This is a genomic window from Nocardioides psychrotolerans, assembly GCF_943371775.1.
Classification (GTDB): domain Bacteria; phylum Actinomycetota; class Actinomycetes; order Propionibacteriales; family Nocardioidaceae; genus Nocardioides; species Nocardioides psychrotolerans_A.
Genome location: NZ_CALRWD010000040.1, coordinates 1 through 21,351, shown reverse-complemented (window position 1 = coordinate 21,351; position 21,351 = coordinate 1). Strand labels below are relative to the sequence as shown.

Genomic DNA, 21,351 nt, shown 5'->3' with positions numbered 1-21,351 from the left:
CCGGACCTCAGGCCAGGGTCTGGGTGATCTCGCGGCGGCGGTCGTCGACGACGACGCGGGCCAGCGCACCGTTGACTAGCGGGAGGAACGGCTGCGCGTGCCCGCACTCGACGTCCAGGACGATCGGGACGTCGAGCATGCCGAGGGCGTCGATCACGGCCTCGTGCTGGCTGAGGTCGTCGAAGCCCTTGGCCCGGGTGCGCCCGATGAGGATCGCCTCGGCCTCGGCGAACCACCCGGCGTAACGCAGGCCGTGCAGGATGCGGGCGACGTCGTAGGAGGGGTAGTCCGCAACCTCGAGGTAGACGATCAGCCCCTCGTCGGCGTGCTCGCGACCGAAGGCCGGCACGTCGCCGTAGGGCGTGCCGGCGAGGGCGGTCATGATCTCGACGCACCCCCCGACCAGGCGGCCGGTGACGTCGAGCCCGCCACCGCCGACGAGCGTCCAGGACCCCTCACCCTCGAGGGTCATCGTCGAGACCCCGGGGTCGCCGGCGTAGTCGTCCCAGCCGGAGTCGCGGAAGCGCCCCGGGCTGCGCTGCAGGAACGGCGCCGTGGCCGACGCGACGTCGACCCAGTGCAGGAGGCCCTCCGGCGGCACGTAGGGCGTGTCCATCAGGTTGCTGCCGTGCAGGGTCGCCCAGCCCAGGCGCAGGGTCAGCGGCAGCATCCACGCGGTGGAGTCGCTGAAGCCGACGGTCCAGGTCGGCTCGGCCGCGGCCAGCGCGTCCCAGTCGAGCTCGTCGAGCAGGTCGATCGCCAGCTCGCCACCCCAGGGCGGCACGACGGCGCGGACCTCGGGATCGAGGAGCATCGACATGAGCTCGGCGGCGCGACGCTCCTTGGGGGCCGAGGTGACCCGGTCGGCGGACATGCACTCACCGACCACGACCTCGAAGCCCCGCTCGCGCAGGGAGGCGACCCCGGCCTCGAGACGTGGCCACAGGCGCTCGCTCACCCCGCTCGACGGTGAGGTGACGCCGATCCGGTCGCCCGGCTGCAGTGCGCGTGGGAAGAGCATCGGCTCAGCCTGTCAGTCCCTCCAGCACGACGCGAACCGCCTCCAGGCCCGCCTCCACCTCGGCGTACGACGTCGAGAGGGGTGAGAGCCCGATCCGCAGGCCGTGGGGGTCGCGGTAGTCGGGGATGACGTCCTGCGCCCACAGCGCGGCGGTGGCCTCGCGCATGTGCGGGTGGTTGAGGGTGACGTGGCCGCCGCGCCACGCGGCCTCGCGCGGGGACGCCACCGTGACGCCCGGGAGCAGCGCGTCGGCCACGGAGATGGTGTGCTCGGTGAGCCCGACCGACTTGGCGCGCACGGCCGCCATGCCGACCTCGTCGATCAGCGCGAGCATGTCCTGCATCGCGAGCATCCCGATGATCGGCGGGGTGCCCGACAGCATCCGCTGGATGCCGGGGGCTGGTGCGTAGGCGGGGCCCATCAGGAAGGGGTCCTGGGCGCCCATCCAGCCCTGGATCGGCTGCTCGAGCTCGTCCAGGAGCCGTGCGGCGACGTAGACGAAGGCGGGGGCACCGGGGCCGCCGTTGAGGTACTTGTAGGTGCAGCCGACCGCGAGGTCGACGTCCCAGGCGTCGAGCTCCATCGGCACCGAGCCGACCGAGTGCGACAGGTCCCACAGCACCAGCGCACCGGCGTCGTGGGCGATCTGCGTGAGTCGTGGCGCGTCCGCGAGGTAGGCGGAGCGGTAGGCGACGTGGCTGAGCACGACCAGCGCCGTCTGCGGCCCGACGGCCGCCGCGAGGAGGTCGGCGGTGACGCCCGAGCTGGTGTCGACGTCGATCCAGCGCAGGGTCAGCCCGCACTCGCGGGCGACGCCGTCAGCGAGGTAGCGGTCGGTCGGGAAGTTGTCGCGGTCGATGACGATCTCGGTGCGGCCGGGACGCGCCGCGACGGCGGCGCGCATGGCCTTGTAGAGCAGCACGGTGGTCGAGTCGCCGACCGCCGTCTGCCCCGACGCGGCGCCGAGGACGATGCGGCCGAGGTCGTCGCCGAGCACCCGCGGCAGGTCGAACCAGCGCTCGTCCCAGCCGCGGATCAGTCGCCCGCCCCACTCCTGCTCGACGAAGGAGGCCAGCCGGGGTCCGGTCGCCGCGAGCGGCCGGCCGAGCGAGTTGCCGTCGAAGTAGACCAGCGGGGTGTCGGCGCCGACGAAGCGCGCACGCAACGGCGCGAGCGGGTCGGCCTGGTCCAGGGCAGCAGCGGTCATGCGCTGTTTCTACACCTGCCTCACTGGAAGGAGATGAGCCGGACCCGTGGACGGATCCGGTGCACCTCGCGCGGTCCCATCCGGTTGACGTCCTCGTCGTAGAACAGCTTGAAGCCCATCGTGAACTTCTCGGGGAAGGCGACGACGCCGTAGGTCGCCAGCTTCTCGCGCTGGTTGCCGAAGCCGTCGACGTGCTGCACGAGCGCGAGCCGCGGCCGCTGGCGCACCTTGTCGATCCGCTCGACCATCGACGTGCGGAACTGGTGGAGCACGAAGAGCTTCTCCGGCAGGTCGCGCGCGACGGTCAGCCGTGACAGCCACGCCGACGTGCGATTGACCTCGAACGCCCCGACCGACCCGATCACCGTGCCCGGGACCTCGCCCCGCTCCATGCGCCACTCGGGATCCAGTGCCAGCCCCACGTGCGGATGGCGCAGCGCCCACTCCCACCGCTTCGCGACGTCGAGGAAGTCGGCGCGACCCGGCTGGAGGTCGAGGAGCACCAGGGCCCCCTGCCGGCGCGCGGCCGCGACATAGCGTCGTACGGCGGCGGGGTCGATGTCGTGGTTGTAGTCGCCGTCGGGTCCGGGCGTGCGATCGGCGATCGTGACGATCAGCTCGTAGACCGGCTGCACGGGGGCGCCCGGCCGGGAGAAGGGTCGTGCCGCCCGCACCAGCCGCCGGTGCGCCTCGGGGATGCCGGTCTCCCCCAGCACGCCGAGTGCCCCCGTGCCGGCGGTGCCGTAGTAGGCGACCAGGAAGTGGTTGCCGCCGAAGACCGTACGACGACCGCCCGGCAGCGTCGCGCCGCCCACCGGTGCCGGCTCGGCCGGCTCGGTCTCGGGCTCGGTCTCGGGCTCGACCTGCTCCGCCTCCGCCGGGGGCTCGACCTGCTCAGCAGGCTGGGTCTGCGATGGTGTCTCGACCGGCCGTGGCTCGGGCGGCACGATCACCTCGGGGTGCGCGACGCCCCACGCCACGGCGATGAGCGCCGCCATGACGAGAAACACCAGGAAGAGCTGGGGGCCGCTCCGACCAGGCTGCGAGAGAGTCATGGGCGGGTCACGGAGCAGGGTCGGGGTCGTCGTCGAACGCCGGCAGGCCGTCGATGCTGGTGCGGTTCTTGAGGCGGCGGTAGTCGCGCACCCCGTCGGCGCCGCGACGCTCCATGTTGGGGGTGAGCAGGTCGCGCTCGGCGTCGAGGGACAGCAGCGGCAGCGAGTAGCCGCACGAGTCGCTGATCCGCTCGACGTCGACCACGATCACGGCACGAGCGGCGGCGTTGGGCGGGAAGCGGGCCGCCCAGGCGGCGAAGTCGTCGTCGTAGAGACCCACGACCCGGCCCGTGCCGTGCAGCCGCACGATGTTGGGCTCCCGGTCGAAGGAGCAGAACATCACCGTGATCCGGCCGTTCTGCCGGACGTGCGCGATCGTCTCGGCGCCGCTGGCGGTGAGGTCGAGGTAGGCGACGGTGCGCTCGTCGACCACGACGAAGGTGTCGCCGAGCCCCTTGGGCGAGACGTTGACGTGGCCGCCGTCGCCCGAGGGAGCCGTCGCCACGAAGAACACCGGCTGCGCCTCGATGAAGCTGCGCAGCCGTCCGTCCAGGACCTCGTGGACCTTGCCCACCCGGTCAGCTCGTGACGGCGCCGTGGGCCGCCGACTGCACGACCTTGGCGTACTTGCCGAGCACCCCGCGGGTGTACTTCGGGGGCAGGGGCTCCCAGCCGACCTTGCGGGCCTCCCACTCCTCGGGCGATCCGTCGATCTCCACGTCGAGCGTGCGGTTGAGGACGTCGAGGGTGATCTGGTCGCCGTCACGCACGAAGGCGATGGGGCCGCCGTCGACGGCCTCGGGCGCGACGTGGCCGACGCAGAGCCCGGTCGTGCCGCCGGAGAACCGGCCGTCGGTCAGCAGCAGCACGTCCTTGCCGAGACCGGCGCCCTTGATGGCACCGGTGATCGCGAGCATCTCGCGCATGCCGGGGCCGCCCTTGGGTCCCTCGTAGCGGATGACCACGACGTCCTTCGGCTTGATCTCGCCGGCGGCGAGCGCGTCCATCGCCTTGCGCTCGCCGTCGAAGACGCGGGCGGTGCCGGTGAAGACCGAGTCGTCGAAGCCGGCCGACTTGACCACCGCGCCGTCGGGGGCCAGCGAGCCCTTGAGGATGGTGAGACCGCCGGTCTTGTGGATCGGGCGCTCCAGGGTGCGGATGACGTCGTCGTCGACGGCCGGGGGCGCGATGTCGGCGAGGTTCTCCGCGAGCGTCTTGCCGGTCACGGTCAGGCAGTCGCCGTGCATCAGGCCGGCGTCGAGCAGCGCCTTCATGACCATCGGGATGCCGCCGACCTTGTCGACGTCGTTCATGACGTACTTGCCGAAGGGCTTGAGGTCGCCGAGGTGCGGGACCTTGTCGCCGATGCGGTTGAAGTCGTCGAGCGTCAGGTCGACCTCGGCCTCGCGGGCGATGGCGAGCAGGTGCAGCACGGCGTTGGTGGAGCCACCGAGGGCCATCACGACGGTGATGGCGTTCTCGAAGGCCTCCTTGGTCATGATCTGACGCGCGGTGATGCCGCGGCGCAGCAGCTCGACGACGGCCTCGCCGGAGCGGTGCGCGAAGCCGTCACGGCGGCGGTCGACGGCCGGCGGGGCGGCCGAGCCGGGCAGCGACATGCCGAGGGCCTCACCGACGGCAGCCATCGTGTTGGCGGTGTACATCCCTCCGCAGGCACCCTCGCCGGGGCAGATGGCGCGCTCGATCTTGTCGACCTGCTCGCGGCTCATCTTGCCGGCCAGGCAGGCGCCGACGGCCTCGAAGGCGTCGATGATCGTGACGTCCTTGCCGTCGACCTGGCCGGGCATGATCGAGCCGGCGTAGAGGAAGACGCTGGACAGGTCGAGGCGGGCGGCGGCCATCAGCATGCCGGGCAGCGACTTGTCGCAGCCGGCGAGCAGCACCGAGCCGTCGAGGCGCTCGGCCATCATCACGGTCTCGACCGAGTCGGCGATGACCTCGCGCGACACCAGCGAGAAGTGCATGCCCTCGTGGCCCATGGAGATGCCGTCGGAGACGGAGATGGTCGCGAACTCCAGCGGGTAGCCGCCGGCCGCGTGCACGCCGTTCTTGACGGCCTTCGCGAGCCGGTCGAGCGAGAGGTTGCAGGGGGTGATCTCGTTCCAGCTGGACGCCACGCCGATCTGGGGCTTCACCCAGTCGTCGTCCCCCATGCCGACGGCGCGCAGCATGCCGCGCGACGCGGTCGCCTCGAGCCCGTCGGTGACGGCACGCGACCGGGGCTTCAGGTCGAACTCCTGCTCGCTCTTCTGGGGGTCCTGGGTGGCGTCGTCACTCATGGGGACGAGCCTAACGGCGGCGGTCGTCACACCGACGCCGCATCTCAGCCGCTGCGGCCCTAGCCTGGACGCATGACCTCCGCACAGCCCGTGTCCTCGTCGGTCGCCTGGGGCGACTACGACGCGATCCTGTTCGACCTCGACGGTGTGGTGACGCCCACCGCCGAGGTCCACATGCGCGCCTGGGCGGAGATGTTCAACGCCTTCCTCGCCGACTTCGACGGTGAGGGTGACACCTCGCCCTACGACGACGCGGACTACTTCGCCCACGTCGACGGCAAGCCCCGTTACGAAGGCGTCGCCGACTTCCTCGCCTCGCGCGGCATCGAGCTGCCCGAGGGCAGCGACGACGACCCCGGCACCGAGCAGACGGTCAAGGGACTCGGCAACCGCAAGAACGACGCCTTCAACGTGGTGCTCGAGCGCGACGGCGTGACCGCCTACCCCGGCTCGGTCGCCCTGCTCGACCACCTGCGCGACCTCGGCAAGCCGCTCGCGGTCGTCTCCTCCTCGGCCAACGCCCCCGCCGTGCTGGCGGCCGCCGGCCTCGCCGACCGCTTCGTCACCGTCGTCGACGGCCGGGTCGCCAAGGAGCTCGGCCTGCCCGGCAAGCCGGCGCCCGACACGTTCCTGCACGCGGCCGAGGTGCTGGGGGCGACCCACGAGTCCTCGGTCGTCCTGGAGGACGCCGTGTCCGGCGTCAAGGCCGGCCGTGCCGGCAACTTCGTGCTCGTCGTCGGGGTCGACCGCGGCGCCGGCGTGCAGACGCTGACCGACGCCGGCGCCGACCTGGTCGTGCCGGACCTCGCCGACACCCTCCCCCGGGACGGCTCGGTCGACGGCGGGGCGCAGGGATGAGCGCGCGCGACCTGACGACCGACCCGCTCGACCGAGGACGCTTCCCCGCCGACCCCTGGCGCCTGGTGGAGTGCACCCACAACGCCGAGGACCTCGGTGTCACCGAGACCCTCTTCACCGTCGCCAACGGCTACCTCGGCATGCGGGGCAACCCCGAGGAGGGGCGCGACGCCTACGCGCACGGCACCTTCGTCAACGGCTTCCACGAGACCTGGCCGATCCGCCACGCCGAGTCGGCCTACGGCTTCGCCCGCACCGGCCAGACCATCGTCAACGTCCCCGACGCCAAGCTGCTCAAGGTCTACGTCGACGACGAGCCGCTCACCCTCGGCACGGCCGACATCGAGCACTACGAGCGCAGCCTGGACTTCCGCGACGGCGTGCTGCGCCGCTGCCTGGTCTGGCGCACACCCTCGGGCAAGCGGGTCAAGGTCGAGTCGACGCGCATGGTCTCGATGACCCAGCGTCACCTCGCCGTGCTGACGCTCGAGGTCACGATGCTCGAGGGCGACGCCCCGATCGTGATCTCCTCGCAGCTGCTCAACCGGCAGGACGGCACCGACGAGTACTACGCGCCCGAGTCGTCCATGGGCGAGGGGATGAACGACCCCCGCAAGGCCGCGGCGTTCGAGGGCCGGGTGCTGCTCCCCCGCGTCCACTACGCCCGCGACGACCGGATGATGCTGGGCTACCGCTGCGCCAACTCGCTGATGACGATCGCGGTCGCCGCCGACCACCGGCTCGAGACCGAGGACGAGCACGAGCACATCCTGCGCGACGACGAGGACCTCACCAAGATGGTCTTCCGGATCGAGGCCAGCGAGGGCCGCACCGTCCGGCTCCAGAAGATGGTGGCCTACCACTCCTCGCGTGGCGTCCCCGTGCGCGAGCTCTCCGACCGCTGCGACCGCACCCTCGACCGGGCCGCGCGCCACGGCGTCGAGCACTACCACGCCGAGCAGCGCGCCTGGTACGACCGCTTCTGGTCCGCGACCGACGTCGAGGTCGACGGCGACGACGCGCTGCAGCAGGCGATCCGTTTCAACATCTTCAGCCTCGCCCAGGCCAGCGCCCGCGCCGACCAGCAGGGTGTCCCGGCCAAGGGCGTCACCGGCTCGGGCTACGAGGGCCACTACTTCTGGGACTCCGAGATCTACGTCGCGCCGTTCCTGAGCTTCACCCAGCCCGACGTGGCCCGCAACCTGCTGCACTTCCGCACGCGGATGCTGCCCGCCGCCCGGGCCCGCGCCCGCGAGATGGCGCAGAGCGGCGCCCTCTTCCCCTGGCGCACGATCAACGGCGAGGAGGCCTCGGCCTACTACGCCGCCGGCAGCGCCCAGGTCCACATCGACGCCGACATCGCCTATGCCCTCATGCAGTACGTCGAGGCGACCGGTGACGTGGGCTTCCTGGTGCGTGACGGCGTCGACCTGCTGGTCGAGACCTCCCGCATGTGGGCCGAGCTCGGCTTCTGGCGCAGCAACGGCGACAGCTCGTTCCACATCCACGGCGTCACCGGGCCGGATGAGTACACGACGGTCGTCAACAACAACCTCTTCACCAACGTGATGGCCCGCTACAACCTCGAGCAGGCCGTCGCCACGATCGAGCGGATCAAGCGCGACCACCCGACCGAGCACGCCCAGCTCGTGCACCGCCTCGGGCTGACCGACGAGGAGGTCGAGGAGTGGCGCGCCTGCGCCGAGGGCATGGCGATCCCCTTCGACGAGGGTCTCGGCATCCACCCGCAGGACGACTTCTTCCTCGACCGCGAGGTGTGGGACCTGTCCCAGACCCCCGATGAGCTGCGCCCGCTGCTGCTGCACTACCACCCGCTGGTGATCTACCGGTTCCAGGTGCTCAAGCAGGCCGACGTGGTGCTCGCGCTCTTCCTCCAGGGCGACCGCTTCACCCAGGAGGAGAAGCGCGCCGACTTCGAGTACTACGACCCGATCACCACCGGTGACTCCACCCTGTCCGCGGTCGTGCAGTCGATCATCGCGGCCGAGGTGGGCTACCACGAGGTCGCGGCGAAGTACTTCTCGCAGGCCCTCTACGTCGACCTGGCCAACCTCCACGACAACACCGTCGACGGGTTGCACATCGCCTCGGCCGGCGGGGTGTGGAGCGCGCTGGTCTTCGGCTTCGCGGGCATGCGCGACCGTGGCGGCGCGCTGTCCTTCGACCCCCGCCTGCCCGTCGGGTGGCCGGCCCTGCGCTTCCCGGTGAAGTGGCGCGGCACCCAGCTGCGCGTCGAGCTCACCGAGACCCAGCTGTCGATCATGGCGGAGCCGGGCGACGAGGTGCGTCTGCTCGTGCGCGGCAACGAGCACACCGTCTCCGAGGGCACCCCCCTCACGATCGCGCTCGACGGCCACGGCGAGCGCATCGACGGCATGCTCGGCGACCGTCCGCTCGTGGGCGGCACCCGCGCCGACGGCACCCAGATCACCGCCGGCGTGCCCGAGGCGATCGACTTCGACGAGGTCGTCTTCAGCGAGCAGCCGCTCCCCCACGACCCGCACGGCGTGCCGCACGTGCCAGCGGACTGAGCGGCTGCCAGAAGTCGCGCAACGTCATACGGTCGGTGGAGGCGACTCCTCGTCGCGTATGACGTCGCGTGGCTGATCGCCGGGGCGCGCGGGCTCAGAACGAGGCAGCGCGCACGACCATCACGTCGGGCAGGTTGTCGACCGCCTTGGTCCACGACTCGCCGCCGTCGGGCGAGACCCAGACGGCGCCGTTGCGCGCCCCGACGTAGAGCCCGGCCGAGGCGTGGTCGTCGGCGGTCATGGCGTCGCGCATGACCCCGACGAAGAAGTAGTCGGGCAGGCCGGCGCCGAGCTCGGTCCAGGTGTCGCCGGCGTCCTGCGAGCGCCAGACGCGGGCGCGGCCGCCGGTGGGATACCGACCCTCGCCCGCGTTGAGCGGGAAGACGAAGACGGTGTCGGGCTCGTGGGGGTGGACGACGACCGGGAAGCCGAAGTCGGCCGGGAGGCCCTCGGCGATCGACTGCCACGACAGGCCCTCGTCGTCGGAGCGGTAGACGCCGCCGTGGTTCTGCAGGAAGAGGCGCTCGGGCCGCGCCGGGTGGCGGGTGACCTTGTGCACGCACTGGCCGAACTCGGGGAACTGCTGGCCCTCGGGGAGGAACACCGCCCGGATGCCCTGGTTGCGCGCGGTCCAGGAGCCGCCGCCGTCGGTGGTCTGGTAAACGCCGCCGGTGGAGATGGCGACGGTCACGGAGGCCGGGTCGGTCGGGTGCGGCAGGATCGTGTGGAAGGCCTGGCCGCCGAAGCCGGCGCCCCACTCGGGCTTCTGCGGGTGGTGCCAGAGCGCCTCCTCGAGGGAGAAGTGCTCGCCGTTGTCGGTGGAGCGCCAGACGGCGCCGGGCTCGGTGCCGGCATAGACGACGCCCGGCTCGATGCCCGGGACGAGCTGCCAGACCCGCTCGACGGAGGCGTCGGAGCCCTCGGGGAAGCGGATGCCGCCGCCCGGGGTCTCCTGCCAGGTGCGGCCGAGGTCGTCCGACCAGCGCACCTGCGGGCCGAGCCAGCTCGACGAGGCGCCGGCGAAGATGCGCGGCGCCGGGCCGCGCTTGTCGACCAGGCAGGAGTAGACCTCCTCCATGTCGTGGTGAGGACCGGTGAAGTCCCAGTCCTGCCGCGCCTGGTCGGAGGTGCCGACCCACAGGCCCTTGCGGGTCCCGACCATCAGCACCGTGCGCGCCGCCGTGTCGTCCGTGCTCATCGAGTCGCTCCTCTGTCCGTCCTGCCGTCGGTCCTGCGACCACTGTCTCCTAGATTGACCCGATGACCACCCAGAAGTCATCGGCGCCGATGGTCTCGCCCGTGGTCTCCCCGATCTGGCTGGTCCTGATCGGGATCCTCTCGGTGCAGCTCGGCGCCGGCGTCGCCAAGAGCCTCTTCGACGAGGTCTCCCCCACCACCCTCGTGTGGCTGCGTCTGGTCACCAGCGCGATCGTGCTCGCCCTCATCGCCCGCCCGGCGCTCCGCGGCCGCACGCGGCAGGACTGGTGGGTGGTGCTCGGCTTCGGGCTGAGCCTCGGGGTGATGAACTGGGCGATCTACCAGGCGTTCGCCCGGATCCCGCTGGGCATCGCGGTCACGATCGAGTTCGTCGGGCCCCTCACCCTGGCCGTGCTCGGGTCCCGACGGGTCCGCGACCTGCTGTGGGTGGCGCTGGCCGCCGTGGGGGTGCTGCTGCTGGGCTTCGAGCGGGTCGACCTCGACCTGGTGGGCGTGCTCCTCGCGCTGGTCGCGGGCGCCGCGTGGGCGTCGTACATCCTGCTCGCGAAGTCGACCGGCGAGCGGTGGCCGGGCATCGACGGGCTGGCGGTCGCCAGCGTGGTCGCGACCCTGATGCTCACGCCGTTCGCCGTGCACGCCGGCGGCAGCGTGCTGGGCGACCCGCGGATCCTCCTGCTCGGCGCGACCATCGGGCTGCTCAGCTCGGTGATCCCCTACACCTGCGAGCTGGTCGCGCTGCGCTCCCTGCGCCCGGCCGTCTTCGGGATCCTGATGAGCCTGGAGCCGGCCGCCGCGGCGCTGGCCGGGCTCCTGGTCCTGGGCGAGGTCCTCTCGCCGGTCCAGCTGGCCGCGATGGCGTGCGTGGTGGTGGCCAGCATCGGGGCCACCCGGTCGCGGTCGACGATCACCCAGCCGGTCCCGGACTGAGACCGGTCCGGACCAGCTGCCGCTCCGGTCGGGATCGTGTGAGGAGTTCATGTAGATGTCACGTCGCTGAGACGGCGCGGACCCAGCCCGGCACTAACGTCGGGTCCACGCACTCAACCCCCCGGAGTCGTCGATGCTGACCCACCTCGCCCCACCCGTCCTCGTCGAGGCCGTCCAGCGCTGGGCCGTCGAGTCCCAGCACCGCGCTCGTCGCAACGCGATGCTGGCCGCCACCGAGTGCGTGCAGCGCAGGGTCGAGCGCGAGTCCGTCGAGGACTTCTTCTCCGAGCGCTACCCCAGTCGCTACCCGGCTCGTCGCTCCGCCGACCAGTCCGGCGACGTCGCGAGTCCTGACACGCTCCGACGATCCCAGGGCTGACTCGGGCACAATCGGGGTCATGACGACCTCCGCAGCCCGGACCGCCGCCGTCGCGTCCGTCTCGTTCCACGACGTGCTCTCCGACGACGGCACCGTCCTGCGGGCCTGGACCAACGACCCGGCCGGCCGCATCGACGGCCCCACGGTGGTCCTGTGCAACGGGCTCGGCACCAACGCCTACGCCTGGCCCGCGCTGCTGGACCCCGACTGCGACGTCCGGGTCGTCTCGTGGAACCACCGCGGTGTCGGCGGCTCCGACCGCCCGGCCGACCCCAGCCACGTCGAGATCGAGCACTTCGTCGAGGACGGGCTCTCGGTCATGGACCACTTCGGCATCGACAGGGCCGTGCTCATGGGCTGGTCGATGGGCGTCAACACGATGTTCGAGCTGGCCGTGCGCCACCCCGAGCGGGTGAGCGGCCTCTTCGCGGTCGCCGGCGTCCCCGGCGACACCTTCGCCACGATGCTCGCTCCCCTGCGCCTGCCCCGACCGGTCGCCCGCGCGATCACGGTCAGCCTGTCCCGCGCGATGAGCCTCGGCGGCCGGGCCCTCACCCCGATCGCCGCGCGGCTGCCGATCGGGCCCCGGACGATCGACCTGCTGTCCCACACCGGCTTCATGTTCCCCGTCAAGGACGTCGAGCTCGCCGCCGAGGCGGTGCGCGAGTTCCTCACCACCCCGCTCGACTGGTACTTCCACCTCGCCCTCAGCACCTCCCGCCACGCCCGCGTCTCGCTGAGCCGCGTCTCGGTGCCCTGCGCGTTCGTCGCCGGCTCCTGGGACATCCTGGCCGGCGCCCGCGACATGGCGAGCGCCGCGGCGCGGCTCGAGGACGCGACGTACGTCGAGCTCCGCGGCACGCACTTCATCGCCATGGAGCAACCCGAGGTCGTGCACGACCTGCTGCTCGAGTTCATCGCCCGGGTGGGCTGATGCGGATCTCTCGGGGATCGGCTGCCGCTGCCGTCGCAGCGGGGGCGCTGCTGCTGGCCGGCTGCGGTCAGGGCGGCAACGAGAGCACCCTGACCATCACCGGCACGGCGCCCGCGTCGCCGTCGGAGACCGGATCACCGTCGCCCTCCGCGTCGGAGCCCGCCTCCGAGTCGGCCTCGGCGACGCCGTCGTCGGAGCCGGCCGCGCCGGACGGCCCGCCCGAGGTCGTCGAGGAGATCGCGACCGGTCTCGAGGCGCCGTGGGGCCTGGACTTCCTCCCCGACGGCGACGCGATCGTCACCGAGCGCGACACCCAGCGGGTGCTGCTGGTCAGTGGTGACGACTACGCCGTGACCGAGCTCGGCACGCTCGACGTCGCCGCCCCCCAGGGCGAGGCCGGGCTGCTCGGGGTGGCGATCTCGCCCGACTTCGCGCAGGACCGCTTCGTCTACTTCTACGCCAGCACCTCGAGCGACAACCGCGTGCTGCGCGCGACGCTGCGCGGCGACCGGCTCGGCGAGCCGACCCCGATCTTCACCGGCATCCCCAACGGCTACATCCACGACGGCGGGCGCCTGGAGTTCGGCCCCGACGGGATGCTCTACGTCTCCACCGGCGAGACCGGCGAGCCCTCGCTCGCGCAGCAGCGCGACAGCCTCGGCGGCAAGGTCTTGCGTCTCACCCCGGCCGGCAAGCCGGCTCCCGGCAACCCCTTCGGCACCGCCGTGTGGTCGTGGGGCCACCGCAACGTCCAGGGCCTCGCCTTCGACGACGCCGACCGGCTCTGGGCCTCGGAGTTCGGCCAAGACACCTTCGACGAGCTCAACCGGATCGACGAGGGCGCCAACTACGGCTGGCCCGCTGTCGAGGGCAAGGGCGGTCAGGCCCAGGGCTTCGTCGACCCCCAGCAGGTGTGGGACACCGACGACGCCTCCCCCTCGGGCCTGGCCTTCCTCGACGGCCACCTCTGGATGGCGGCCCTCAAGGGCGAGCGGCTGTGGCGGGTGCGCGTCGAGGGCGACCGCGCGGTCGACGCCACGCCGTTCCTCATCGGCGACTACGGCCGCATGCGCACCGTCGCCGCCACCGACGACGGGATGCTGTGGGTCATGACGAGCAACCGCGACACCCGCGGCGAGCCCGGCCCCGGAGACGACAAGATCCTGCTCGTCCGGCCGTGACGGAAAGTATGGGACGTTTTCGACCTAGCAGCGCCGCTGGGATGTCGAAAACGTCCCATACTTTTCTCCGGATCGCCCCTCCGCGGCCACCCCGACGACCAACGCCCGCTTGGCGGCGCGACGCAACGTGGTCAGCACGGCCGGGCCGAGGAGCACCAGCGCGACGGCGGTGGTGATCGCGCGGCCGGTGTCGAAGCTGCCGGTGGAGGTGATCAGCGTGTAGACGAGGAACGTCTGCAGGTTGTCGAGCAGCGGCGCGCCGGGCACGTAGGCCAGCGAGCCCTCGTGGCCGGGCACCTGGACCCCGAGCAGGAACGGCCAGCCGGAGAGGTTCATCAGCAGGCCGAAGAGATAGGCCGCGACGACCCCGTAGACCACGAGCATCGCGATCTCCGCGCGACCGGTGACGCGACGCGGCAGCAGGCCCGCGCCCATCCCGACCCAGGCGGCGATGATCATCTGGAAGGGCAGCCACGGCCCCACGCCCGCGGTCATCAACGCGGAGGCGAAGAGCGAGGTCACGCCGAGCACGAAGCCGAAGCCGGCGCCGAAGACCCGCCCGCCGAGGATCAGCAGGAAGAAGACGAGCTCCACCCCGGCGGTGCCCGCCGAGAGCATCCGCAGCACGGCGTTCATCGCGCTGAGGACCCCGAGGATCGCCAGCACCCGCGCGTCCATGCCGCCCTCGCTCAGCTCGGCCAGCACGACCGCGATCACGATCGGCAGCAGCGCGAGGAAGAGGAACGGCGGGTCGATGCGGGCGTCGTCGGGCACCTGCAGCAGCAGCGGCCACAGCAGCATCATCAGCCCGCCGAGCGAGGCGACGGTGAGGACGGCGGCGGAGCGCAGCGAGAGGGGTACGGCGACCGGGGTGGTCGTGCGGACGGCGCTCACGCGGTCCTCGCCCCCAACGCCGCGACCACCTCGTCGGCGCGCAGCCAGGGCGCGCCGAGCACCTTCATCACCTGCGGCGCGAAGGCGGGCGACTCAGCGACCACCCGTCGTACGGGACCGGCGGAGACGACCTCGCCCTCGGACATGACGACGACCTCGTCGGCGGCCTGGGCGGTGAACTCCACGTCGTGGGTCGCGACGAGCACGGCGTGCCCGTCGTCGGCGAGCTGGCGCAGCATGCCGGCCAGCGCCCGCTTGGCGGCGTAGTCGAGGCCGCGGGTCGGCTCGTCGAGGAGCACCACGTGGGGTCGCGCGACGAGGACCAGCGCCAGGGCGAGCGCCAGGCGCTGTCCCTCGGAGAGGTCGCGGGGGTGCTGGTCGCCGGGGATGCCGGGGACGAGTCGGTCGAGGACCGCGCGGGTGCCCTCGCCACCGGCGGCGCACTCCTCGTCGACGGTCTCGAGGTAGAGCAGGTCGGCCGAGCTCTGCGGCAGCAGCCCCACGACGTTGCGACGCTGGGCCGGCTCGAGCCGGGCGGGGTCGGACCCGCGCGAGGCGACGACGCCGTGGGCGCGCTTGCCGGTGCCCTGGAGGGCCCAGAGCAGGGAGGACTTGCCGCAGCCGTTGCGGCCCATCAGCGCGGTGACGCGTCCTTCCCCGAGGGTGAGGTCGAGCTCGCGTACGGCGACGGTGCGGCCGTGGGTGACGGTGACGCCGCGTGCGGTCAGCGCCTCGGGGGCGTCGGGCAGGACCTCCTGCACCGGCGGCGCGAGGTCGAGGTTCCGAGCGGAGCGTCGGGCCTCGCGGACCGTCAGCGGGAGGGGGCTCCACCCGGCAGCGCGGCCGAGCTCGACGATCGGGGGCACGACGGGCGAGTGGGCCAGCAGCTCGGCCGGGGTGCCGACCTGCACCCGGGCGTCACCGGTCAGCAGGCACATCCGGTCGGCGAACGGCACGACCCGCTCGAGGCGGTGCTCGGCGACGAGCACCGAGACGCCGAGGTCGTGGACCAGGCGGGTGAGGGTGGCGAGGACGTCCTCGGCGGCAGTCGGGTCGAGGGCGGAGGTCGGCTCGTCGAGGACGAGCAGGCGCGGGTGCGTGGTGAGCACGGAGCCGATCGCGACCCGCTGCTGCTGCCCGCCCGAGAGGGTGCGCAGGTCGCGGTGGCGCAGGTCGGCGATGCCGAGCAGGTCGAGCGTCTCCTCCACGCGGCGGCGCATCGCGTCGGGGGCGAGGCCGAGCTGCTCCATGCCGTAGGCGAGCTCCTCCTCGACGGTGTCGGTGACGAAGCCGGCGGCGGGGTCCTGGCCGACGTAGCCGATGACGTGGGCCCGGTCGCGTGGCGGCGTGCGCAGGATGCTGGTGCCGTCGAGCAGCAGGTCACCGCGCAGCGTGCCGCCGCTGAAGCGCGGCACCAGCCCGGTCACCACGCCGAGCAGCGTGGACTTGCCGACGCCGGTCGGGCCCGAGACCAGCATCAGCTCGCCCTCCTCGATCGTCAGGTCGACGTCGCTGAGCACCGGGTGGTCGTCGTAGGAGACGGAGACTCCGCGCAGCTCGATCATGCGAGCACCTCCCTCGGGGGTGGCGCGGCGACGCCGGCGAGAGCACCGACGAGCACGCCGAGCAGGGCGACCAGCGAGATCTGAGGGGCGGTGGAGAGGTCGGGGTAGGCGATCAGCAGCTGGTGGCCGTTGACCCACCAGCCGACGACCCCCACGGTCACCCCGGACGCGACGATGGCCAGCTCGGGCCAGCGCCAGCGGTCGGGGCGGTAGCGCGTGCGCTCCACCCGCCGTCCGGCGCTCACGAGCCCGGCGACCGCCACCACGATCCCGAGGGCCAGCATCGGGAGCGCGAGGTAGCGCGGCGCGGTCAGGTCGAGCGTGGCGTAGACCCCGACGCACACGCCGCACAGGCCCGCGAGCATCAGGGCGCCCGTCGTACGACGCTGGGCGGGGGTGGCCGCGCCCGTCCGGCCGTAGCCGCGGGTGTCCATCCCGGCCGCGAGGGCGAGGGAGCGCTCGAGGGCGTCCTCCATGACGGGCACGACGAAGCGGCGCAACCGTCGCACGCGACCGGTCTCGCCGCCGCGCAACGCCTGGGCCGCGCGCACCCGGCGCACGCTGTCGGCGAACTGCGGGAGCACGGTGACGGCGACGACGAGGGCGGTCCCGACCTCGTAGAGCGCCGGCGGCACGGAGCGCAGCAGCCGCTTGGGGTTGGCCAGGGCGTTGGCGGCGCCGATGCAGATCACGATCGTGGCGAGCCGCAGGCCGTCGTAGAGCCCGGCGAGCAGCGACTCCTGCGTCACCGGACCGAGCAGCGTGATCCCGAGGACCCAGTCGGGCAAGGGGATCTGCGGGAGGTCGAGGATCACCGTGCCGGGATAGGACCCGGCGAAGATCAGGCGGAAGACGACCCGCAGCACCACGATGGCGATGCCGAGGTAGACGTAGAGCCGGAACGACCGACCCCACGGCTGGTCCGAGCGGCGAGCCATGACGACCGTGCTCGCAACCCCGATGAGGAGCAGCAGCACCAGCGGGTTGGTCGTGAGCGACGCCGCCGTGGCGAGACCGATCGCCCACAGCCACCAGGCCACGGGGTGCACGTCGCGCAGGAGGCGGGCTCCGGCGACGCTCGGTCGCGTCAGGGTCACGGTGCTCACGGGCCGGTCTGCCTCCTGCGAAGCAGGAAGACGACGCCGGCGACCGCGAAGAGCACCACGATCAGCGCCGGGGCGACCCACGCGGGCAGGCCGTCGTCGGAGGCGTCGGCCGCCGTGGGCGAGACCGGGTCGTCCGAGAAGGGCATGGTCGTGGCCTCCTCCGACGGGGTCGCCGACGAGGTCGCCGACGGGGCGGTGCCGGTCGACGGGTCGGCAGACGCGCTCGGCTTGCTCGGCTTGCTCGGCTTGCTCGGCTTGCCGGTGGTGGACGCCGAGGCCGACGAGGCCGACGGGGCCTGCGATGGCGTGCCGGCGCCGGCCGAGGGGGTGGGTCCGTCGGTGGGGCTCGGGGTGGGCGTCGAGCCACCGTTGTCTCCGCCACCGTCTCCGGGGGCTGCGGACGGCGACGGTTGCGCGGTCGGCGTGGGAGCCGGTGTCGGGCTGGGCGAGGCGTGCGCCGCCGGGGTGTAGCTCGGCGTCGCGTCGCCTCCGCTCTCGTCCCACGAGAAGGCGACGTAGCCCCCGTCGGGGATGGTCAGCGAGGAGGCGCCGAGGCTGGAGTAGACCCAGCCGCCGCCCTTGCCGTCGGTCCACCACAGGCCCCAGTAGGCGTTGGCCGGCGAGGTGTTGATGCACGGGTCCTCGGCCGGGACGCCGGACACCCGGCACACGAATCCGGGCTGGCGCTGGGCGTAGGTCAACGGGTGGCCGCCCGACGGGAACAGCGCGGACGCCTTCTGGCCCCCACCCCCCGAGACACACGCCGAGGACACTCCCCCGCCGAGCTGGTTGAAGTCGACGACGACCGTCACGCCGCTCGCGCTGGAGCAGCCGGCTGCCACGGCAGGTGCGGGCACGCCGACCCCGACCGCCGCCGCCACGAGGGCGGCGGCGGCCAGGAGCCGTCCGAGAGCGTGGTGGTGTCGCACGGTCAGCGGATGACGGTGATCGTCGTGGTGTTGGTGCGGTTGCCGAACTGGCCGACGACCTTGACGGTCGCCTTGCCGAGGTCGCCCGTGACCTTGAAGCGCTTGGTCAGGACGCCCTGGGCGTTGGCGGTCCCGGCCGCGACGGGCTTGCCGCGCAGAAAGACCCGCACCGACTCACCACGGACCAGGCCGCTGACCTTGACCGTGTCGAACGCACCGCGCGTCACGCGCGCCTTGGCGACCTTGAGACCGACCTTCGTGGCGGCGAGGACCTGGACGGTGGTGGATCCGACCGTGGCCTCACCGGAACGCACGACGAAGGTGCGCAGCGCAGTGCCGGCCGGCAGGGTCACGCGCGCGACCGCCTGACCGTTGTCGCCGGCCGTCGTGCGTGCGGCGACGGCACCGCCGCGGGTCACGCAGACCGTGTCACCGGGCGCGAGACCACCGCTGGAGACGACGGAGACCTTGCGGCCGGCCTGCTGGAAGAACTCCTGCTCCGGCACGGCGACCGGGCCGGTGCCCTCGAGCGGCGCCCACTGCAGACCCGGCAGCGCCTGGGCGGAGGCCCGGCGGAACTGGTCCTCGGTGGCGTCGGTGACGCCCTCGCCGCGCGCGGTGTTGCGCGCCGCGGCGTCGTAGGCGACCGCACCGTTGTCGGGCGTGAGGCCCGAGGCGCACGGGGCGGTGTCGTCGGCCTGGAGACCGCGCACCCAGGTGGCTGCGGCGGCGGCACGGGCGGTGTCGCCCTCGGTGCCGAGCGCCCAGGCCGCGAGGCCGGTGCTGTTGGTGTTGGGCGCCTCGGTGGAGGTGCCACCACCGAAGGAGCCGTCGGCGTTCTGCACGCCGGCGAGCCAGTCGGTCGCCCTCGTGACGGCGGCCTGGACATCCGCGTCGTCGGTCTGGCTCTGCAGCGCGATCACCGCGAGCGCGGTGACGTCGGTGTCGGGCGAGGCCTCGGGGTCGGCGTCGCAGGCCTGGAGGGGCGCGTCGGCGGCCGCGAAGTTGAGCCGGAAGAAGCCCTCGCTGCACTGCTGGGCGAGCAGGAAGTCGGTGACCGGGTCGACCCGGGCGCTGGCCTCGGCGTCGAGGCCCTGGACGGCGAAGGCCTGACCGATGGTGTTGGAGAAGTCGGCCTCGAACTGCTGGGTCGGGTCGAAGGTGTCCTGGAGGCGGCCCGCGATCGGCCCCTCGGTGGCGACCTGCGCCTCGAGGTCCGCGACCAGGTCGGTGCCGCCGAAGGCGTTGCCGTCGCGACCGGCGCTCGTGGCCAGGGCCAGCGCCTTGCCGAGCGAGCCGGCGAGCACGTGCGTGCTGTCACCGGTCGGGTAGGACGTGTAGGAGTCGAGGTTGGTCGCGATCGCGTCGGTGATCGTCTGGACGGTCGCGTCGTGACCGCCGACGGAGTCGAGGCCGAGGGCCACGTCGATCGAGAGGCCGTAGTCGTCGAACCCACCGAAGTTGGGGTTGAAGACCAGGCCGTCGGTCAGCTGGGTCTCCAGCCAGGCGGCGCCGGCGGCGACGGGGGCGGGGTCTACCTCGGCGGCGTACGACGGGGCGGCGGGCAGTGCGGCCAGCGCACCGAGGGCGAGGGCCGGGGTGGCCAGCAGGGCGGCGCCGCGGCGCAGGAAGGGGCTGCTCATGAGGGGGTCCTCTCCGCTGCACACAGCGGAGGCGACCAGGCCCGGTGCCTGGGGGGCGCCACCGCTGCTTTCCTCGACAGCGAGTGATCAGGACGCGTCGCAACGGGCGTTCCGGCTCGTCGTCAGGGGCTCGGGAGCCTCGGACGACCTACGGTTGCGGGTCAGCGCCGGAGTCGGACCGGCTTTCCCCACTGCGGGCGTGATGAATGTGTACCGGGCCGCACGCTACCAGCGATCGCGGGCCGCCCGTGCGTCGCGCATCTCACGCCCCGAGCACCGCGGTCACGGCTAGGTTGGGCTCGTCCGGTCCCCGGACCACGTCGAGGAGGATCACCATGGCACGGATGGCTCCGAGCAGGGTCGTGCTCCACGGTCACGAGCTCTCCTACGTCGACAGCGGCTCGGGCCCGGTGGTGCTCTTCATCCACGGCATCCTCGGGTCCCAACGTCAATGGGCCCATCTCGTCGACCAGATGGACGAGGACCACCGGGTCGTCGTGCCCGACCTCTTCGGCCACGGGGAGTCGGCCAAGCCGCTCGGGGACTACTCCTTGAGCGCTCACGCTGCGACCATGCGCGACCTGCTCGACCACCTGGGGATCGAGAGGGTGACCCTCGTGGGGCACTCGCTCGGCGGCGGCATCGCGATGCAGTTCTTCTACCTCTTCCCCGAGCGCGTCGAGCGTCTGGTCCTGGTCTCCAGCGGTGGCCTGGGCCGCGAGGTCAACCTGATCCTGCGTGCCGCGACCCTGCCCGGCGCCGAGCAGGTGCTGAGCGTCGTCGCCTCCGTCCCCGTCACCTCCCGGCTCCGCGCCGTCGGTCGCGGCGCCGAGAAGGTCGGCTGGCGTCCGGGTGCCGACGTCGGTGCGATCTGGCGGGGCTTCAGCTCGCTCTCCGACCGCGAGAGCAGGCGGGCCTTCCTCGCCACCACCCGCGCAGTCATCGACTTCGGGGGCCAGAGCATCAGCGCCCACGACCACCTGGACGCCGCGCTGCCGATCCCGGTCCTGATCGTCTGGGGCACCAAGGACCGGATGATCCCGGCCTCGCACGCGCTGAGCGCCCAGGAGTCGGTCCCCGACTGCCAGGTCGAGCTCTTCGAGGGGGCGGGCCACTTCCCGCACCTCGACGACCCCGACCGCTTCGCGCGCGTGCTGCGCGACTTCGTCGCCGCCGGCCGCGCTCCGGACTGACGGCAGCAGCAGCACCCGCGAGTGCGCGTTCGTCGCGCCGGGGGTGGTGGGAGGTGTGCGCGTGCCGGATCGCCCACAGGTCACCGCCCGTCCGCGCTGGCCCGCCGCAGCGTCGGGTCGTGTGCCGCCCACAGCGGCCGGACGCGTTCTCCGACACACGACCCTGGCTCGGCCTCCAGCCTGCGACCGAGCTCGGCGGGCGGACTCCGGTCGTGTGCCGCTCGCAGCGGCTGAGCGCGCTGTGAAGGCTCAGGACATCGCGGACACATTAAGTCTCACGACATCGCGGACACCTGATCGGCTGTGTGGCCTTGGTTGGACGAGCCTGGGGCATGGCCAGGGATGGAGTGCCGGTGTCTCCGGAGTTCGCAGCGTTGGTGGCGCGCTAT

18 protein-coding genes and 1 riboswitch are annotated in these 21,351 nt (G+C 72.5%); of the genes, 7 read left to right on the top strand and 11 right to left on the bottom strand.

Features of this window, described 5'->3' with window-relative positions; genetic code table 11:
• Positions 1–7 precede the first annotated feature (7 nt).
• From AAG827_RS12650 to ilvD, 5 genes are read right to left on the bottom strand one after another with little or no spacing between them, the layout of a single operon-like run.
• Complete coding sequence (locus AAG827_RS12650) at positions 8–1,021, bottom strand: S66 peptidase family protein (protein WP_341926380.1); 1,014 nt, start codon at positions 1,019–1,021, stop codon at positions 8–10.
• Positions 1,022–1,025: 4 nt separating this feature from the next.
• Complete coding sequence (locus tag AAG827_RS12645) at positions 1,026–2,228, bottom strand: aminotransferase class V-fold PLP-dependent enzyme (protein ID WP_341926378.1); 1,203 nt, start codon at positions 2,226–2,228, stop codon at positions 1,026–1,028.
• Positions 2,229–2,248: 20 nt separating this feature from the next.
• Entirely contained in the window at positions 2,249–3,283 is a 1,035-nt protein-coding gene (locus AAG827_RS12640; RefSeq protein WP_341926376.1) for a hypothetical protein, read from the bottom strand.
• Between the two features lie 7 nt (positions 3,284–3,290).
• Positions 3,291–3,857, bottom strand: coding sequence for a pyridoxamine 5'-phosphate oxidase family protein (locus AAG827_RS12635; RefSeq protein WP_341926374.1), 567 nt, complete (start codon positions 3,855–3,857; stop codon positions 3,291–3,293).
• Positions 3,858–3,861: 4 nt separating this feature from the next.
• Positions 3,862–5,583, bottom strand: coding sequence for a dihydroxy-acid dehydratase (gene ilvD, locus AAG827_RS12630; RefSeq protein WP_341926373.1), 1,722 nt, complete (start codon positions 5,581–5,583; stop codon positions 3,862–3,864).
• Positions 5,584–5,655: 72 nt separating this feature from the next.
• Here ilvD and AAG827_RS12625 point away from each other — a divergent pair, with 72 nt between their 5' ends.
• A complete protein-coding gene (locus AAG827_RS12625) occupies positions 5,656–6,441 on the top strand; it encodes a beta-phosphoglucomutase family hydrolase (RefSeq protein WP_341926372.1) in 786 nt (261 codons plus the stop codon).
• Complete coding sequence (locus AAG827_RS12620) at positions 6,438–8,993, top strand: glycosyl hydrolase family 65 protein (protein WP_341926371.1); 2,556 nt, start codon at positions 6,438–6,440, stop codon at positions 8,991–8,993. The genes AAG827_RS12625 and AAG827_RS12620 overlap by 4 nt, the downstream gene beginning before the upstream one ends.
• Positions 8,994–9,087: 94 nt before the next feature.
• On the opposite strand, the gene AAG827_RS12615 is transcribed toward AAG827_RS12620, so the two are convergent.
• Entirely contained in the window at positions 9,088–10,191 is a 1,104-nt protein-coding gene (locus tag AAG827_RS12615) for an exo-alpha-sialidase (protein WP_341926370.1), read from the bottom strand.
• A gap of 62 nt (positions 10,192–10,253) precedes the next feature.
• On the opposite strand from AAG827_RS12615, the gene AAG827_RS12610 reads away from it, so the two are divergent.
• From AAG827_RS12610 to AAG827_RS12595, 4 genes are all read left to right on the top strand, one after another.
• Positions 10,254–11,138 (top strand): EamA family transporter, encoded by an 885-nt coding sequence (locus AAG827_RS12610; RefSeq protein ID WP_341926369.1) that lies wholly within the window; start codon positions 10,254–10,256, stop codon positions 11,136–11,138.
• A 133-nt stretch (positions 11,139–11,271) separates the two neighbouring features.
• On the top strand, positions 11,272–11,517 hold the full coding sequence (locus tag AAG827_RS12605; protein ID WP_341926368.1) for a hypothetical protein: 246 nt from the start codon (positions 11,272–11,274) through the stop codon (positions 11,515–11,517).
• 19 nt (positions 11,518–11,536) lie between these two features.
• The gene (locus tag AAG827_RS12600; RefSeq protein WP_341926367.1) at positions 11,537–12,451 is read left to right on the top strand and encodes an alpha/beta hydrolase; all 915 of its coding nucleotides are present in this window, start codon (positions 11,537–11,539) and stop codon (positions 12,449–12,451) included.
• A complete protein-coding gene (locus AAG827_RS12595; protein WP_341926366.1) occupies positions 12,451–13,632 on the top strand; it encodes a PQQ-dependent sugar dehydrogenase in 1,182 nt (393 codons plus the stop codon). Before AAG827_RS12600 ends, AAG827_RS12595 begins: the two co-directional genes overlap by 1 nt.
• A gap of 24 nt (positions 13,633–13,656) precedes the next feature.
• Here AAG827_RS12595 and AAG827_RS12590 read toward each other — a convergent pair whose 3' ends face one another.
• From AAG827_RS12590 to AAG827_RS12570, 5 genes are read right to left on the bottom strand one after another with little or no spacing between them, the layout of a single operon-like run.
• Positions 13,657–14,526, bottom strand: a complete 870-nt coding sequence (locus AAG827_RS12590; protein WP_341926365.1) for an ECF transporter S component — start codon at positions 14,524–14,526, stop codon at positions 13,657–13,659.
• A complete protein-coding gene (locus tag AAG827_RS12585) occupies positions 14,523–16,091 on the bottom strand; it encodes an ATP-binding cassette domain-containing protein (RefSeq protein WP_341926364.1) in 1,569 nt (522 codons plus the stop codon). The genes AAG827_RS12590 and AAG827_RS12585 overlap by 4 nt, the downstream gene beginning before the upstream one ends.
• A complete protein-coding gene (locus AAG827_RS12580) occupies positions 16,088–17,197 on the bottom strand; it encodes an energy-coupling factor transporter transmembrane component T (RefSeq protein ID WP_341926363.1) in 1,110 nt (369 codons plus the stop codon). Before AAG827_RS12580 ends, AAG827_RS12585 begins: the two co-directional genes overlap by 4 nt.
• Positions 17,194–18,126 carry a hypothetical protein gene (locus AAG827_RS12575; RefSeq protein ID WP_341926362.1) on the bottom strand — a complete coding sequence of 311 codons (933 nt, stop codon included), beginning with the start codon at positions 18,124–18,126 and terminating at the stop codon, positions 17,194–17,196. The genes AAG827_RS12580 and AAG827_RS12575 overlap by 4 nt, the downstream gene beginning before the upstream one ends.
• Positions 18,127–18,128: 2 nt before the next feature.
• A complete protein-coding gene (locus tag AAG827_RS12570; protein ID WP_341926361.1) occupies positions 18,129–19,769 on the bottom strand; it encodes a hypothetical protein in 1,641 nt (546 codons plus the stop codon).
• A gap of 83 nt (positions 19,770–19,852) precedes the next feature.
• A riboswitch (cobalamin riboswitch) is annotated at positions 19,853–19,980 on the bottom strand.
• A 133-nt stretch (positions 19,981–20,113) separates the two neighbouring features.
• On the opposite strand from AAG827_RS12570, the gene AAG827_RS12565 reads away from it, so the two are divergent.
• The gene (locus AAG827_RS12565) at positions 20,114–20,962 is read left to right on the top strand and encodes an alpha/beta fold hydrolase (RefSeq protein WP_341926360.1); all 849 of its coding nucleotides are present in this window, start codon (positions 20,114–20,116) and stop codon (positions 20,960–20,962) included.
• The last annotated feature ends 389 nt before the right edge of the window (positions 20,963–21,351 follow it).